The following is a 15,537-nucleotide window of genomic DNA, read 5'->3' on the forward strand; positions in this document are numbered from 1 at the left end:
TCATGCTTCCTTCTTGCGGCGACGCAAGCGTTGATAGGCCCGGTCGAGCCACAAATAGATGACGGGCGTCGTATAGAGCGTGAGCATCTGGCTGAAGATGAGGCCGCCGATGATCGAGATGCCGAGCGGCTTGCGAAATTCGGACCCATAACCCGAACCGAACACGAGCGGCAGCGCGCCGAGTATCGCGGCGCTCGTGGTCATCATGATCGGGCGAAAGCGGATCAGGCACGCGCGCGTGATGGCCTCTTCGGCGGGCAGCTTGCGCTCGCGCTCCTCGGTGATGGCGAAGTCGATCATCATGATCGCGTTCTTCTTCACGATGCCGATCAGCAGGATCACGCCCACGAGCGCAATGATCGAGAGCTGCGTGTGCGTGACGAGCAGCGCGATCAACGCGCCCACGCCGGCCGAGGGCAGCGTGGAGAGGATCGTGAGCGGGTGCATGAGGTTCTCGTAGAGCATGCCGAGCACGATGTAGACCGAGAGCAGCGCGGCCACGATCAGCAACGGTTCGCTCGCCACCGACTGCTGGAATACCTGCGCCGTGCCCGCAAAGTTGCCGATGATGCTGGCGGGCATGCGCAGTTGCGCAACGGCGTCGTCGACCTGGCGGGTGGCGTCGCCGATCGACGCTCCCGGCGCGAGATTGAACGACGCCGTGACGGCCGGGAACACGCCCTGGTGATTGATCGAAATGGCCGTGCGGTCGATCGAGAAGCGCGCCATGGCGGTGAGCGGCACAAGCGCCTCGCCGTTGGCGAGCACGGCCGTGGCCGGCGTGACGGTGGTGCTGCCGGGACCGGCCGCCGCGGCGGCCGCAGCCGCGGCAGCAGTGGCCGCCGCCTCGCTCGCCGAAGTGGCGACGGCCGCCCCGGCGGGGCTGCCGCTGCCGCTCGAGCCGGCACCGCCCGAGCTCGGTGCGCCGGCCGGCACGTAGATGCCCTTGAGCGCGGCCGGATCGGTCCAGTACTCGGGCGCGAGCTCCATCACCACGTGATACTGGTTGGCCGACTTGTAGATGGTCGAGACCTGGCGCTGGCCGAACGCATCGTAGAGCGCGTTGTCGATCGAATCGAAATTCACGCCGAGGCGCGAAGCCGCGTCGCGGTTCACATCGACGGTGGCCTGCATGCTGTTGTCCTGCTGGTCCGTGTTGACGTCTTCGAGGATCGGCATCCTGTGCATCTGCGCCACCAGTCGCGGCACCCATTTGTCGAGGTCGCTCTGGTCGTCGGCCGTGAGCGTGTACTGGTATTGCGCGGCGCTCTGGCGTCCGCCCACGGTGATGTCCTGGGCCGATTGCAGATAGAGCCTTGCGCCCGGAATGTCGCCCAGCGTCTTGCGGATCTGGGCGATGACCTCGTCGGCCGTGGCATGGCGCACGCCGAGCGGCTTGAGCGTCACGAACAGCAGTGCCGTATTGATCGCGTTGGTGCCGCCGATGAAGCCCCCCACGGCCTGCACGTTCGGATTGGCGAGCACCTGTTTCGAAATGGCCTGGAACTTCTGCTGCATGAGCCGGTAAGAGATGCTCTGCGAAGCCTGGATCGAGCCGATCAGGCGCCCTGTGTCCTCCTGCGGAAAGAAGCCCTTGGGCACCACCACATAGAGCATCACGTTCAGCACGAGCACGAGGATCGTGACGACGCCCATCAGCAGCGGATGGCGGATCACCCAGCCGAGCGTGCGCGCATAGAAGCGGTGAAAGCGCGAATCGGGGTATTCCTCTTCGTTGTGTCCCGCATGCTCGCCGCGCAGCGCCACGCTCGACAGCATGGGCGTGACGGTCAGCGAGATCAGCATGGACATCAGGATCGCCACCGACAGCGAAACGGAGAACTCGCGAAAGAGCCGCCCGACGATACCGCCCATGAGCAGCAGCGGAATGAACACGGCAACGAGCGACACGCTGATCGTGAGCACCGTGAAGCCCACCTCGCGCGCGCCGTTGAGCGCCGCGCGCACGGGCGGCTCGCCGCGCTCCAGGTGACGCATGATGTTCTCGACCACCACGATCGCGTCGTCCACTACGAAGCCGGTCGAAATGGTGAGCGCCATCAGCGAGAGGTTGTTCAGGCTGAAGTCGAGGAAGTACATCACGCCGAAGGTGCCGAGCAGCGAGAGCGGCACGACGATGGCGGGCACGAGCGTCGTGCGCCAGCTGCGAAAGAACGCGAACGTCACGGCGGTCACGAGCAGGATGGAAACCATCAGCGTGATTTCCACGTCGATCAGCGACGCGCGGATCGTGGTCGTGCGGTCCATCAGGATGTTGAGCTTGATGGTAGGCAGGATCGACGCTTCGAGAAACGGCAGCTCGGCCTTGACGTTGTCCACGGTGTCGATGACGTTCGCGCCGGGTTCCTTGTACACGATCAGCAGCACGGCGGGCTGGCCGTCCGAGAGCCCGAAGTTTTCCAGGTTCTCCACGTCCTGGCGCACGTAGCCCAGATCGGAGATGTGCACGACGTCGTTGCCCACGCGCTTGACGACGATCGGCGCGTAGTCGGCCGGGTGGTACAGCATGTCGTTCGCGCCGATCGTGTACGCCACCCCGCCGAGCGCGGCCGAGCCCTTCGGCAGGTCGGTGTTGGAATTGGCGATGGCGGTGCGGATCTGTTCGAGGCTCACGCCGTAGTGGCTCACGCGGTCCGGGTTCAGCTCGATGCGCACCGCCGGCAACGCGCCGCCGCCCACGGTCACGTCGCCCACGCCCGGCGTTTGCAGCAGCTTTTGCTGGAGCACCGTGGAGGCAGCGTCGTAGAGCTGCCCACGCGTGGCCGAGTCGGAAGTGAGGCTGATGATGAGAATGGGCGCGTCGGCGGGATTGACCTTGCGGTAAGTGGGGTTGCCGTCGAGGTTCGCGGGCAGGTTCGTGCGCGCCGCGTTGATGGCGGCCTGCACGTCGCGCGCGGCGCCGTCGATGTTGCGGTTCAGGTCGAACTGCATCGTGATGCGCGTGGCGCCGAGCGAGCTGACCGAGGTCATCTGCGTGATGCCCGCGATCTGGCCGAACTGCCGCTCGAGCGGCGTGGCGACAGAAGTTGCCACCGTCTCGGGATCGGCGCCCGGCAGGTGGGCGGTCACGTTGATGGTCGGAAAGTCGATCTCGGGCAGCGGCGCGACGGGCAGCAGCTTGAAGGCGAGCATGCCGAAGAGCGCGATGCCCACGGCGAGCAGCGTGGTCGCGACGGGCCGGCGGATGAACGGTTCGGAAAGGTTCATTGCCGCTTACTCCGCCACGACGTCCGGTTCGTCGGCGCCGCGCGCGCCCTTGCTGAAGAAGTCCTCCACGCGATGCAGCGCGAGGTACATCACCGGCGTGGAGAAGAGCGTGAGCAGCTGGCTCACGATCAGGCCGCCGATGATCGCGATGCCGAGCGGATGCCGCAGCTCCGAACCCATGCCGGTGCCGAACGCGAGCGGCACGGCGCCGAAGAGCGAGGCCATGGTGGTCATCAGGATCGGGCGAAAGCGCAGTTCGGCGGCACGGCGAATGGCTTCGACGGGGGCGAGCTTTTCGTTGCGCTCCAGTTCGAGCGCGAAGTCGATCATCATGATCGCGTTCTTCATCACGATGCCGATGAGCAGCACGATGCCGATCAGGCCGATGATGTCGAACTGCGTGCCGGTGATGACGAGCGCCGCGAGCGCGCCGAGCGCGGCGGAGGGCAGGGTGGAGAGGATCGTCACCGGGTGGATGAAACTCTCGTAGAGAATGCCCAGCATCAGGTACACGACGATGATGGCGGCCGCCACGAGGAAGGCTTCGTTGGCGAGCGAGGCCTGGAAGGTGGCCGCCGAGCCTTCGAGCGACGCCTGCACGGTTTGCGGCAGGCCGATGCGCTGCTCGACGCCAGAAAGGTGCGAGAGCGCGGTGCCGAGCGTGTAGCCCGGCGCCAGGTTGAACGATACGTCCGCATAAGGGAACTGGCCCTGGCGGTTGATCGTCACCGGCGCGGGCACGAGTTTCATGCTCGCCATCGAGGCGAGCGGCGCGACGCCGCCCGAGGACGTGTCGACATAGAGTCCGTCGAGCAGGTGCGTCATGTCGCTCGATGCCCGGTCGGCCGCGAGCACGACGTGGTACTGGTTTAGCTGCGTGTAGATGGTCGAAACCTGGCGCTGGCCGTAGGCGTCGTACAGCACGTCGTCGATGGCCTGGGGCGTGATGCCGAGGCGCGAAGCCGTGTCGCGGTCGAAGGTGAGCTGGATCTGGTTGCCCTGCTGCAACGCCTCGCTTTGCACGTCGGCGAACGCGGGGTCCGCACGCAGCGCCGCGATCAGCTTGCCGGTCCATTCGTTGAGGACGTCGGGGTCGGTGGCCTGCAGGCCCACGCGGTAGCTCGTGGTGGAGAGGGTGTCGTCGAGCGTGAGGTCCTGCACCGGATGCAGGAAGAGGCGCATGCCGGCGTCGCTCGCCGTGGAATCCGCGAGGCGGCGGATCACGGCGGCGCTGCTGTCGCGCTCGCCCTTGTCCTTCAGGTTGATGAGAATGGTGCCCTGGTTGAGCGTGGGGCTCGTCTGGTTGATGCCGATGAAGGAGGAGAGACTCTCGACGGCCGGGTCCTTGAGGATCTGGCTCACCAGCATTTCCTGCTTCTTCACCATGTAGGGAAACGAAATGCCGGGCGCCGCCTGCGAGATGCCTTCGATCAGGCCCGTGTCCTGTTCCGGAAAGAAGCCCTTGGGCATGAGCAACAGGATCAGGAAGGTGAGCGCCGCCGTCACGGCCACGGAGATCAGCGTGAGCACGCGGTGCTCCAGCACCCAGCCGAGCCCTTTCACGTATTGCGCGTTGATCTTGTCGAAGAAGTCGGCGCGATGTTCCTGCTCGTGCGCGGGATCGTGCGCCTTGAACATGCGCGAGCACATCATCGGCGTGAGCGTGAGCGAGACGAACGCCGAAATCACGATGGCAATGGCGAGCGTGAGCGCGAATTCGCGAAAGAGCCGGCCCACCACGTCGCCCATGAAGAGGAGCGGAATCATCACAGCGATCAGCGAGACCGAGAGCGAGATGATCGTGAAACCGATCTGCTTCGCGCCCTTCAATGCCGCTTCGAGCGGCGTCGCGCCCATCTCCAGGTAGCGCGTGATGTTCTCGATCATCACGATGGCGTCGTCCACCACGAAGCCAGTCGCCACCGTGAGCGACATCAGCGTGAGGTTGTTCAGCGAGAAGTCGAGGCCATAGGCCACCGCAAGCGTGCCGATCAGCGAGAGCGGCACCGTCACGGCCGGAATGAGCGTGGCGGCGAGCTTGCGCAGGAACAGGAAGATCACCATCACCACGAGGGCGACGGCCATGGCGAGCTCGTATTCCACGTCGCGCACCGAGGCGCGGATGGTCTGCGTGCGGTCGGTGAGCACCGCGACCTTGAGCGTGCCCGGCAGGCTCGCGCGCAACTGCGGCAGGAGCTTCTGCACGCGGTCCACCACGTCGATCACGTTGGCGCCCGGCTGGCGCTGGATGTTGAGCACGATGGACGGCTTGTCGTTGGTCCATGCGGCCTGGCGCACGTCTTCGGCGCCGTTGACCGACTGCGCAATCTGCGAGAGACGAATGGGCGCCCCGTTCTTGTAGGCGATCACGAGGTCCGTATAGGCCTCGGCCGATTGCAGCTGGTCGTTGGCGCCGATCGAATACGACTGGTAGCGGCCGTCCAGATTGCCCTTCGCCTGGTTCACGTTCGCGTCGGCGAGGGCGGTGCGCACGTCGTCGAGCGACATGCCGAGCGAGTTGAGCGCACCCGTATTCGTCTCCACGCGCACGGCGGGGCGTTGGCCGCCGCTGATCGTCACGAGCCCCACGCCCGAGATCTGCGAGATCTTTTGCGCGAGACGCGTGTCGGCGAGGTCCTCGATCTTCGTGAGCGGCAGCGTGTCGCTCGTGAGCGAGAGCGTGAGGACCGGCGCGTCGGCCGGGTTGACCTTGCTGTAGACGGGCGGGTAGGGCAGGTTCGCGGGCAGGTAGCTGGCCGAAGCGTTGATCGCGGCCTGCACCTCTTGTTCCGCCACGTCGAGCGAAAGCGAAAGATCGAATTCGAGCGTGATGACGGAGACGCCATTCGAGCTCGTGGAGTTCATCGACTTCAGGCCCGCCATTTCGCCGAGCTGCACTTCGAGCGGCGCGGTGATCGACGAACTCACCACATCGGGCGCGGCGCCGGGATATTGCGTATAGACCTGGATCGTCGGGTAATCGACCTCGGGCAGCGCCGAAACGGGCAGCAGGTGATAGCCGAGAAGACCGGCGAGCAGCACCGCCACCATCAGGAGCGAGGTGGCGATCGGCCGCTCGATGAACGGGCGCGAGATGTTCATGGAGGCGGCCCGTTCAGTGTGAAACGACGCGCACGGCCGAGCCGTTGTCGAGCTTGTCGGCGCCGTCGGTCACCACGCGCTCGCCGGGCTTCACGCCGGCGTCGAGGATGGCCGTGTCGTCGCCGCTCACGGGGCCTGCCTTTACGTTACGCAGCACTGCCTTGCTGCCCGCGCCCACCACGAAGACGAAGTCGCCGTTGGTGCCGTGCTGGATTGCCGCGGTGGGGATGACCGGCACCTGGTCGAGCGTGTCGGCCTGCATGCGCGCGTTCACGAACTGGTTCGGAAAGAGCGCGTCGCCGGCATGCTCGAACTGCGCGCGCACCTTGACCGTGCCCGTGGTGGTGTCGACCTGGTTGTCGAGCGCGAGCAGCGTGCCGGTGGCGAGGAGCTTGCGCTTGTCGCGGTCGTAGGCGAGCACCTTCACGGGCCCGCGCTCCATCGCCGCGTGAATCTGGCCGAGGTAGTCTTCCGGCACCGCGTAGATCACGGTGGCGGGTTCGAGCTGCGCGATCACGGCCATGCCGGTGGTGCTCGCGGTCGTCACGTAGTTGCCCGGATCGACGAGGCGCAGGCCGATCACGCCGTCCACGGGCGAGGCGATCGTGCAGTAGCTCACCTGCACCTGGAGGTTCTTCACGTTGCCGGTGTCGGCCGTGACCGTGCCTTCGTCCTGCTTCACGGTGGCGACCTGCGTGTCGAGGGTCTGCTGCGTGATCGAGCCGGCCTTGATGAGGGTCTGGTAGCGCTGCAGGTTGAGGCGGTCGTTGGCGAGCGTCGCCTGGTCGTGCACCAGCGTGCCCTGGGCTTGCTGAAGCTGGGCTTCCAGTTGACGCGAGTCGATGTGCGCGATCACCTGGCCTTTTTTCACGCGCTGGCCTTCCTGGAAATCGACCGAATCGAGAATGCCGTTGACCTGGGTGATCAGCGTGACCGTGCGGATGGCGGTGACGGTGCCGAGCGCGTCGATATAGACGGGCACGTCGGCCAGCTTCACGGCCACGGCCGAAACCGGAATGCCGCGCGGCGCGGCGGCCGTGGCTGCGGCGGGACGCCGGCCGTAGAAGAACCACGCCGCAACGGCGACGAGCAGCACGACGACGGCCAGTGCTATCCAGCTGATGTGTTTTCTTTTCATAACGCCTCGATCGGGAACCCGGTAGCGCGCCGCCTTCGCCATGCGGGTTCGATCGAAACGATGCCGGCCACGCGGGAGAGGTAACACGCCCGCAGGGCTCTGCAACCATCATGCCAGTTGCATCGCACACGATGCGATCCGGGTTTGGCGGGGATTCGCCGCGCGCGGAGGGCCGGCGGCTGTCGCGAATCCGAACACGACGTGTCGTGATTTGCGACACACGGGCAGCCTGGGCGAGTCGACGATGCGGCGCGTCGGGAGCCCATGAGGCCGGCCGCTCGCCTGGCATGGCTTTCGCATCGGATAATGCCCTCGTTCTTCATCGCGACAGAAAACCGGATACCCAACCGACATGCTCCGATCCCTACGCGGCCGGCTGATCCTGCTGCTTGCTCTTCTCGTCGGCGCGGCGCTGGCGACGGGCTTCCTGATGGTGGGCCTGTTTCACCAGTCCGCGGCCGCGCAACTGGGCGAGGCCGCCGCCGAAAACAGCCACGCATGCGATGCGATCGCTTCGGCGTACCGCTCCTATAGCGCGGCGCACCCGGAGTTGCAGGACGGCCCGGACGACGCAGCGTTGCGACGCCATCTGGGCGATCTGCTGGACAGTTCGCTGCGCACCCGGCCCGGCATTCAGGGCGGCGTCTGGCGCGGCGAAGCGGGTTCGTTCGCCTACGCGTATCCCACCTACGCCGGCGCCATCGAGCGCACCGACCCGCCCGCCGGCGAGCTGCCGCGCATTCGCGCCATCAACGAGGCGGCGCTCGCGAGCGACCGCCTGAGCAGCATGCGTTATAGCGGCCAGTCGCAGACGCTGCTGCTGGCGGCCTGCCCGCTGCCGGGGCCCATCCCGCACCTCACGGCCTGGACGATGAGCTGGACGCTCACGTTCGCGGGCCGCAGCTACCATCAGCTGATGGCGGGGCTGGGCGTGCTGCTCGTGACGGTGCTGGCGGCGGCGGCGCTTCTCACCCACCTCACGATGACCTGGTCGCGCCACGTTTCGCAGATCGAGAGCGCGCTCAATGCCTATGACGTGGCCGACTTGCCGGTGCTGCCCGCCACGCGCGAGCGCGAACTCGACCGCATCGTGCTGGCGCTGAACGAGGCGGGCCGGCGGCTTTCGAGCGCGCGCCAGCGTGCCGATACGCTCGCGCGGCAGATGGCGACGGCCGAGCGCATGGCCGCGATCGGCCGCGTGGCGGCGGGCGTCGCGCACGAGATCCGCAATCCGATTGCGGCCATGCGCCTGAAAGCCGAAAGCGCCGTGGCGGCCGGCCCCGAACGCCAGCCGCAGGCGCTCCAGGTGATACTCGGCCAGATCGAGCGGCTCGACGCGCTGGTGCGGCGCCTCCTCAGCATTACCGAGCACGACGAGCCGCGGCGCGAGCAGGTGGCCATCGGCGCGTTCCTCGACGCGTGCCTCGCACGCCACGCCGATCGCGCGGCGGCGAAGCAGGTTACGATGACGCGCACGGGCGAGGGCGGCGAAGCCCGCTTCGATCCCGATCAGCTGGAGCGCGCGCTCGACAACCTGATCCTCAACGCGATCGAAGCAGCGCCGCCCGGCAGCCGTATCGAAGTGGCGGCGCGGCGCGAGCGCAGCGCCACCGTCTTTGCGGTTCACGACGAAGGCGCGGGGCCGCCCGCCGCGATCCTCGAACATCTGTTCGAGCCGTTCGTTACCGGCCGGCCCGACGGCACGGGGCTCGGCCTTTCGATTGTGCGCGAAGTGGCGGAGGCGCACGGCGGCACGGCTCGCTTCGTGCGGCTCGCGCAGGGAACGACTTTTGAAATGGTATTGCCATGGCTCACATCCTGATCGTCGACGACGACGAGACCATGCGCGACGCGCTCGCCGAAGTCGTGCGCGACCTCGGCCACAGCGTGTGCCTTGCGGCGAACGGATCGGCGGCGCTCGAACTTCTGGAGCGCGAGGCGGTGAGCGCCATGTTCCTCGACCTGCGCATGCCGGGCATCGACGGGCTCGAAGTGCTGCGCCGGCTGCGCGAGCGGCCGGCCGCGCCGGCCGTGACCGTGCTGACCGCGCACGCAACGGCCTCGAACACCATCGAGGCCATGCGCCTCGGCGCGTTCGACCACCTCACGAAGCCGATCGGCCGCAACGATCTTGCCCAGGTGCTGGAGCGCATGCTCGCGAGCATCGTGGAGCCGCAGCCGCTTTCGGCGAGCGCCGAGCCGGAAGCGCTGATCGGTTCGAGCGAGGCGATGCGCGCCGTGCAGAAGGCCATCGGCGTGCTGGCGGATAGCGACGCCACCGTGCTCATCACCGGCGAAACGGGTTCGGGCAAGGAGGTGGTGGCGCGGGCGATCCACGAGCATGGCCAGCACAATCGCGGGCCGTTCGTAGCGGTGAACTGCGCAGCGATCCCGGCCGATCTTCTGGAGAGCGAACTATTTGGCCATGCACGCGGCGCGTTCACGGGCGCGAGCGCCGACCGCGAGGGCGCCTTCCGCCAGGCGGAGCACGGCACGCTCTTTCTCGATGAGATCGGCGACATGGGCATGGCGATGCAGGCCAAGATCCTGCGTGCCTTGCAGGAACGGGTGGTGACTCCGGTGGGCGGGCGGCCCGTGCCCGTGCAGGTGCGCGTGATCGCGGCGACTCACCGCGACCTGATGCGCGGCGTGCGCGAGGGCAGCTTTCGCGAAGACCTGTATTACCGGCTGCATGTCGTGCCAATCCATCTGCCGCCGCTTTCCGCGCGCATTGCCGACATCGTGCCGCTCGCCGAGCACTTTCTTGCCCGCGCGGGCACGCGCAAGCGTCTTTCCGCCGATGCGGCGGCGCACCTGATCCGCTATGGCTGGCCCGGCAACGTGCGCGAGCTGAAGAACGCGATGGAACGGGTGGCCGTGATGGTGCGCGGCGAGTATATCCACGCGATCGATCTGGCTTTCCTGCAGGGCGAGCGCGCAGGCGCGGACGCGGTCCTCGACTGGCCCGACGAGGACTTGCCCTCCGCGCTCGCGCGCCTTGAAGAGATGCTGATACGCCGCGCGCTGCGACACAGCGCCAACAACCGCACCGACGCCGCGCGCCGGCTGAACATCAACCGGCAGCTGCTTTACGCGAAGCTCAAGCGCTACGGTATCGAGGTGTCGGAGGACAAGGGCGCCGAGGGCGAGGAAGCGCAGGGCGCGGCGAGCTGAGCGGCACGCTGCGCTACCCTGGCGAGCGTGCCGGGGTCGACGGCCGGCGCAGGGGCCGAATGTGACGCATCGGCAAGGATTTCACGCGCGCGCTCGCGCGCGGCTTCGCTCGATGCGACGACCTCCATCGCCACGGAGAACGCCCGCGAAGCGAGGGCCGATTGCGCCTTCAGGGCGGCGCGCTTCACCGCATCCGGTTCGATGGCGATAACGGCCCGGCAGATGTTCCCGAGCAGCGCCTTGTTGTGCTTGAGCCAGAGACCGCGGTTCTTGCGGTCTTCGTGCGATTCTTCCGGCTGCCCTTCTTCGAAAACGATGACGAACGGTTCCGCCCGCGCCAGCAGCGCGTCCATCTCCTGCGTCCACTGCATCGCGTAACCAGGCACGATGGCGCGGCGGCGCGACCAGATCAGAGGGAAGGCGTGCAGGTCGTGCACGATGAAGGTGTCGTTGCCTGTCATGGCGGCTCCTGGGTCAGTGATAAAGCGTGGTGCGGCCGGAAAGCAGGCGCGTACCGCTTTCCGAAGCGCGGATCGCGGCTGCGGCCCAGTCGCGCATGGCGTGCTCGTAGCGGGCCACGCCTTCGCGCAAGGAGGCCGGGCGGCGTTCATCGGCAAATGCGGCGACGAATGTAGCGGCGAGCGCGGCGGCGTCCCGCAGCGCCGTGTTGGCCCCGGCGCCCGCTGCGGGACTCATGGCGTGGATGGCATCGCCCAGCAGTGTCACGTGGCCTGGTTGCCAGTGGGCGATCGCGGGCGTCGCGCTGCGCACGGGCATTATCGAAATGGCTTCGGCGTCCGCGCGCGAGAACAGGGCGCGCAGTTGCGGGTGCCAGGTGCTCACGATTGCGGCGACGTGCGTGGCCAGGTGGTCGGGGAGGTGCGCGGCCGCCGCGCCGGCGGCAATGCCGAGGTTGGCTCGCGGACCGATGAAGGCCCAGTAGAGGTAATCGTCCACGGTGGTGAGGCGGCATTGCGGCGCAAGACGGGCCGCGAGCGAAGGCAGCGGCTCGGGAAACAGCATGGGGTCCACGATCGTCGTGAAGCCGTCGGCGAAGATCACAGCCGTGCCCTCGTACAGCGTCGCGCCGACGTCGGCTTTCAACGCCGGTGTGGCGATGCTCTTGCCGTAGAGGCATACGGCGCCGGTGTCGGCCGGATCGGCGTCGGGTGCGAGTTGTTTGCGCACCATGGAGTTCACGCCGTCCGCACCGACCAGCAAGGTCGAATGGCGCGTTTCTCCATTGGAGAAATCGATGCGCACGGTTTCATTATTAAGGATATCGAATCGTTGCAAAGGCATGCCGAAGTGCACCCGGTCTTCGATTCCGCACATCAGGATTTCGCGCAGCGTCTGCCGGTTCGTGGCGAGTTCGGGCACCGGGGCGGCTTCCACTGCCGGTGCGTGAGGGGCAGAGGTGTCCCCCGATGTCCGCCAGCGCTCGGGCACGCGGCCGGCCACAGGCGAGAGGTCGCAATCGAAAAAGCGCGCGCCTGAAGACACGATGGCGCTTTGCCGGAACAGGGCATAGAGGTCGGCGGGCAGGCATTGCGCGAGCGCGCGCTGACCGTCGGCATCGATCCTGATCCGATAGCCCTGATGGCGGCTCGACAAGGCGGGATCGCGCTCGTAGACATCGAAGTCGATGCCGGCCCGCCTGAGACCTTGGGCAAGGCACAGGCCGCCGGGTCCGGCGCCCGCAATCGAAACATGAATCGGGACATGCGTAGGCGACATTCATTCTCCTTCCGGGGCACTGGCTGCACCCGCGACGCAATCAAGACTAAGGGTGGAACGCCTATGCTTGATAATGACAGTTGGACCAGAAATAATGAAATCCGGCCAAAGTGAGAAAGGAGCGGCAGCGTGGAAGATTTCAGCGAGCGTACGGACGGCCCGGCGCTGCTCGCGTTCTGGGGCGGCGACGAACCGGAAAACGCGTTTCGCCTCGGCACGCGCGAATACGGCTGGCACCGCCACGCCCGCGGCCAGTTGTTCTGCATCGAGCAGGGTCTGGTGCGTGTGCGCACCGCGCAAGGGGCGTGGCTGCTGCCGCCGCATCGCGCCGGCTGGATTCCACCTGGCCTCGACCATCAGGCGAGCGTAAGCGGCGCTCTGAGCGGCTGGGGCGTGATGCTTACGCCAGACGTGAGCACGGTGCTGCCGGACCGGCCCTGCGTGATGGGGGTGAGCGAACTCTTGCGCGCGCTCGTGCGGCGCGCGGCGAGCTGGCCTCAAGGCGCCGGGGCGCTGGAGCCCGAACAGGCGCGCATCGTGGCCGTGCTGCTCGACGAAATCCGCTGCGCGCGCGAGGAGGTCCTGCATTTGCCGATGCCGGCGGAGCGCCGGTTGCTCGCGATCGCCAACCGCCTGATCGAGCATCCCGACGACACGCGAACGCTGGACGAACTGGCCGCGTGGGCCGGCCTTTCCGCGCGCACGGCGCGACGCCATTTCGTCGCGCAGACCGGCATGAGCTTCGTGCAATGGCGCCAGCAGGCGCGGCTTACGCTGGCGCTGGAGCGGCTTGCGAGCGGGGAGGGCGTCGCTCAGGTGGCGGATGCTCTGGGCTACGCCACGCCGAGCAATTTCATCGCGATGTTTCGCAAGGCCTTTGGCGAATCGCCGGGGCGTTACTTTTCGCGCGAGCAACGCTCCGCCAGCAACGCCGCACATACGCGATAATCGCGCCGCCACCCCGGAGAACTACCATGCAGCGCCTGATCCTCGCCATGCTCACCGCCGTGCTGTGTGCGACTTCGGCTTTTGCCGACGACGAGGCCGATCCGCCTCTGCGCTACGAGCATGTGATGGTGCCCGTGAAGCACGGCATCTTCACCGTCCACCTTTCGACTTACCTCTATGCGCCGCCCGGCCCCGGGCCGTTCCCGCTCGTCGTGCTGAATCATGGCAAGGCGCCTGGCGGCACGCATCAGCCCGACACGAAGTTCATCTGGCAGGCGAAGAAGTTCATCGCGCGAGGCTACGCGGTGCTGGTGCCGAACCGCGAAGGCATCGCGAACTCCGGCGGCGTCTATTTTCACGGCTGCGATGTGGAATCGGCTGCGCGGCACTGGGCCGACAGCGTGGAGGTGGCGATCGATTACGCACGCACGCTGCCTTTTATCGACGCCACGCGCATCGTCGTGATCGGCCAGTCGCAGGGTGGGATTACGACGGTCGCGCTCGGCGAGCGCAACCTGCCCGGCGTGCTGGGCATCGTCAACTTCGCGGGCGGCAGCCGCGACGAAAAATGCGGCGGCTGGCAGGACGGCCTGGTCGACGACTACAAGGCATTCGGCGCCGACTCGAAGGTGCCGGCGCTGTTCGTCTACGGCGACAACGACAGCTACTGGGGCGACGGCACGCTCTCGAAACGCTTCTTCGAGGCCTACCACGCGGGCAATCCGAACTCGGCCTACTTCGACGAAGGGGCGTTTGCCGAAGGCGACTCGCACATGTTCTTCCATCATGCGAGCGGCTACGAAACCTGGGCGCCGACGCTATGGCAGTTCTTCGACAGCCTCGGCCTGAACAGCCAGGTCTTGCCGGAAGACGAGAAAGCGATCGAAGCGGCCAACGTGCAACAGGTGTTCGAGAAACCGGTCGAGAAATAAGCGGCTCGCGAGGAGGCAAGCCGACCGATCAGCTTTGCCCGGAATGCCGGATGCGCTTGAGCACGAGCACGCAGAGCGCCGGCACGTGAACGATGCCCGCGCCGCTTGCGATCACGGCCCACGGCGGCGCGGCCGGCCCGGCGAGCATCGCGCAGATCACGCCGAATGCGAGGCCGACGATCAGCAGCACCGCGTGCGCGATGATCCGCTTGCGGCCCGGCGTCGTGTAGCGGGGCAGGCTGGTATGGACATAGCCGATGATGAGCAAAGCGAGGGTGGCGATGGCGGGAAACATGGGGTACCTGTGCTTACAGCAAGCTTGTTGACGGCCTGACGAAATGTACCGCAACCGACGCGCCCGGAACGCACGCGCCTTATCGGCGGTCAGATTGCGGGCGCGTTGTAAATCCGTCAACTGTTCGCGCGACAATACAGCCAGAGGCGCACGCTATGCCACAACGCGGCGCGCGCCTGATCGTCGAACGTATTTTCACGCATCATCCCGGTTCATCCCGATTGGCACATGTACAACCACGACTCACCGGCAGGCAAAACTCAGGCGGCCGTCGTCACGACGGCGATGAATCGGCTCTACGAACGTTGCACGGGGCTCATGCGCCGCATTTACGACCGGCGGCTGCACGATGCGCCGGTGCTCGATGCGAGCCGCCATTTTCCCGACGCCGAGCGCTTTCTCGCGAACTGGCAGGCGATCCGCGCGGAGGCGCTCGAGGTTGCGGCCGGTCTTGGCCGCGTGCCGCGCTTTCACGAAATCATGCGCGAGCAGGCCGAGATCTCCGACAACGACGGACGCGACTGGCGCATGTACATCATGCAGGCTTACGGCGTGCAATTTCCGCGTAATCTTTCGCGCTGCCCGACGCTTGCCTCGATCGTCGAAGCTTCGCCTGACGTGCTTTCGGCTTCGTTCTCGTTTCTCGCGCCAGGCAAGCATGTGCCGCCGCATCGCGGGCCGTTTCGCGGCATCCTGCGCGGCTATCTCGTCCTCTCGATGCCGCTCGACGCCAACGGCCGGCCTGCCGCGACGCTCACTGTCGATGGCCACGAACATCGGCTGCACAACGGGGAATTCATGCTGTGGGACGACACGTTCGAACATGAAGTGCGCAACGCGAGCGACGAGGTGCGTGTCGTGCTGCTGCTCGATGTGCGCCGCCGCAATATGCCGCGCGACATGCGGTTGTTGTCGAATGCCGTGATTGCGCTCGTGCGGCTGGGCATCTATCTGCGCGGGCCGAAGATCGCGGTTTAGGCCGC

Annotated in this window: 11 protein-coding genes; 5 read left to right on the top strand and 6 right to left on the bottom strand. The window is 66.7% G+C overall.

Annotated elements, in window-relative coordinates:
* From U5760_RS15490 to U5760_RS15500, 3 genes are read right to left on the bottom strand one after another with little or no spacing between them, the layout of a single operon-like run.
* A complete protein-coding gene (locus U5760_RS15490; RefSeq protein WP_322012951.1) occupies nucleotides 1–3,228 on the bottom strand; it encodes an efflux RND transporter permease subunit in 3,228 nt (1,075 codons plus the stop codon).
* Nucleotides 3,229–3,234: 6 nt separating this feature from the next.
* Nucleotides 3,235–6,330 (bottom strand): efflux RND transporter permease subunit, encoded by a 3,096-nt coding sequence (locus tag U5760_RS15495; RefSeq protein ID WP_322012953.1) that lies wholly within the window; start codon nucleotides 6,328–6,330, stop codon nucleotides 3,235–3,237.
* A gap of 13 nt (nucleotides 6,331–6,343) precedes the next feature.
* Nucleotides 6,344–7,468, bottom strand: coding sequence for an efflux RND transporter periplasmic adaptor subunit (locus U5760_RS15500; RefSeq protein ID WP_322012955.1), 1,125 nt, complete (start codon nucleotides 7,466–7,468; stop codon nucleotides 6,344–6,346).
* Between the two features lie 352 nt (nucleotides 7,469–7,820).
* Between U5760_RS15500 and U5760_RS15505 the strand changes: the two genes are divergently transcribed.
* Complete coding sequence (locus U5760_RS15505; protein ID WP_322012956.1) at nucleotides 7,821–9,290, top strand: HAMP domain-containing sensor histidine kinase; 1,470 nt, start codon at nucleotides 7,821–7,823, stop codon at nucleotides 9,288–9,290.
* The gene (locus U5760_RS15510; protein WP_322012957.1) at nucleotides 9,275–10,642 is read left to right on the top strand and encodes a sigma-54 dependent transcriptional regulator; all 1,368 of its coding nucleotides are present in this window, start codon (nucleotides 9,275–9,277) and stop codon (nucleotides 10,640–10,642) included. The genes U5760_RS15505 and U5760_RS15510 overlap by 16 nt, the downstream gene beginning before the upstream one ends.
* Here U5760_RS15510 and U5760_RS15515 read toward each other — a convergent pair.
* The gene (locus U5760_RS15515; RefSeq protein ID WP_322012958.1) at nucleotides 10,576–11,103 is read right to left on the bottom strand and encodes a hypothetical protein; all 528 of its coding nucleotides are present in this window, start codon (nucleotides 11,101–11,103) and stop codon (nucleotides 10,576–10,578) included. The genes U5760_RS15510 and U5760_RS15515 overlap by 67 nt on opposite strands.
* Before the next feature lie 13 nt (nucleotides 11,104–11,116).
* Nucleotides 11,117–12,379, bottom strand: a complete 1,263-nt coding sequence (locus tag U5760_RS15520; RefSeq protein WP_322012959.1) for an FAD-dependent oxidoreductase — start codon at nucleotides 12,377–12,379, stop codon at nucleotides 11,117–11,119.
* 129 nt (nucleotides 12,380–12,508) lie between these two features.
* Here U5760_RS15520 and U5760_RS15525 point away from each other — a divergent pair, with 129 nt between their 5' ends.
* Entirely contained in the window at nucleotides 12,509–13,327 is an 819-nt protein-coding gene (locus tag U5760_RS15525; RefSeq protein WP_322012960.1) for a helix-turn-helix transcriptional regulator, read from the top strand.
* Between the two features lie 26 nt (nucleotides 13,328–13,353).
* Nucleotides 13,354–14,259, top strand: coding sequence for an alpha/beta hydrolase family protein (locus U5760_RS15530; protein ID WP_322012963.1), 906 nt, complete (start codon nucleotides 13,354–13,356; stop codon nucleotides 14,257–14,259).
* Nucleotides 14,260–14,287: 28 nt separating this feature from the next.
* On the opposite strand, the gene U5760_RS15535 is transcribed toward U5760_RS15530, so the two are convergent.
* Nucleotides 14,288–14,554 carry a hypothetical protein gene (locus tag U5760_RS15535; RefSeq protein WP_322012964.1) on the bottom strand — a complete coding sequence of 89 codons (267 nt, stop codon included), beginning with the start codon at nucleotides 14,552–14,554 and terminating at the stop codon, nucleotides 14,288–14,290.
* Nucleotides 14,555–14,839: 285 nt separating this feature from the next.
* Here U5760_RS15535 and U5760_RS15540 point away from each other — a divergent pair, with 285 nt between their 5' ends.
* A complete protein-coding gene (locus U5760_RS15540; RefSeq protein ID WP_322013249.1) occupies nucleotides 14,840–15,532 on the top strand; it encodes an aspartyl/asparaginyl beta-hydroxylase domain-containing protein in 693 nt (230 codons plus the stop codon).
* Nucleotides 15,533–15,537: the final 5 nt, after the last annotated feature.

Source organism: Paraburkholderia sp. J12 (assembly GCF_905220215.1).
Classification (GTDB): domain Bacteria; phylum Pseudomonadota; class Gammaproteobacteria; order Burkholderiales; family Burkholderiaceae; genus Paraburkholderia.

Coding starts and splice junctions, on each gene's coding strand:
- U5760_RS15490 (WP_322012951.1), bottom strand. CDS start 3,228: ATGAACCTTTCCGAACCGTTCATCCGCCGGCCCGTCGCGACCACGCTG.
- U5760_RS15495 (WP_322012953.1), bottom strand. CDS start 6,330: ATGAACATCTCGCGCCCGTTCATCGAGCGGCCGATCGCCACCTCGCTC.
- U5760_RS15500 (WP_322012955.1), bottom strand. CDS start 7,468: ATGAAAAGAAAACACATCAGCTGGATAGCACTGGCCGTCGTCGTGCTG.
- U5760_RS15505 (WP_322012956.1), top strand. CDS start 7,821: ATGCTCCGATCCCTACGCGGCCGGCTGATCCTGCTGCTTGCTCTTCTC.
- U5760_RS15510 (WP_322012957.1), top strand. CDS start 9,275: ATGGCTCACATCCTGATCGTCGACGACGACGAGACCATGCGCGACGCG.
- U5760_RS15515 (WP_322012958.1), bottom strand. CDS start 11,103: ATGACAGGCAACGACACCTTCATCGTGCACGACCTGCACGCCTTCCCT.
- U5760_RS15520 (WP_322012959.1), bottom strand. CDS start 12,379: ATGTCGCCTACGCATGTCCCGATTCATGTTTCGATTGCGGGCGCCGGA.
- U5760_RS15530 (WP_322012963.1), top strand. CDS start 13,354: ATGCAGCGCCTGATCCTCGCCATGCTCACCGCCGTGCTGTGTGCGACT.
- U5760_RS15535 (WP_322012964.1), bottom strand. CDS start 14,554: ATGTTTCCCGCCATCGCCACCCTCGCTTTGCTCATCATCGGCTATGTC.
- U5760_RS15540 (WP_322013249.1), top strand. CDS start 14,840: ATGAATCGGCTCTACGAACGTTGCACGGGGCTCATGCGCCGCATTTAC.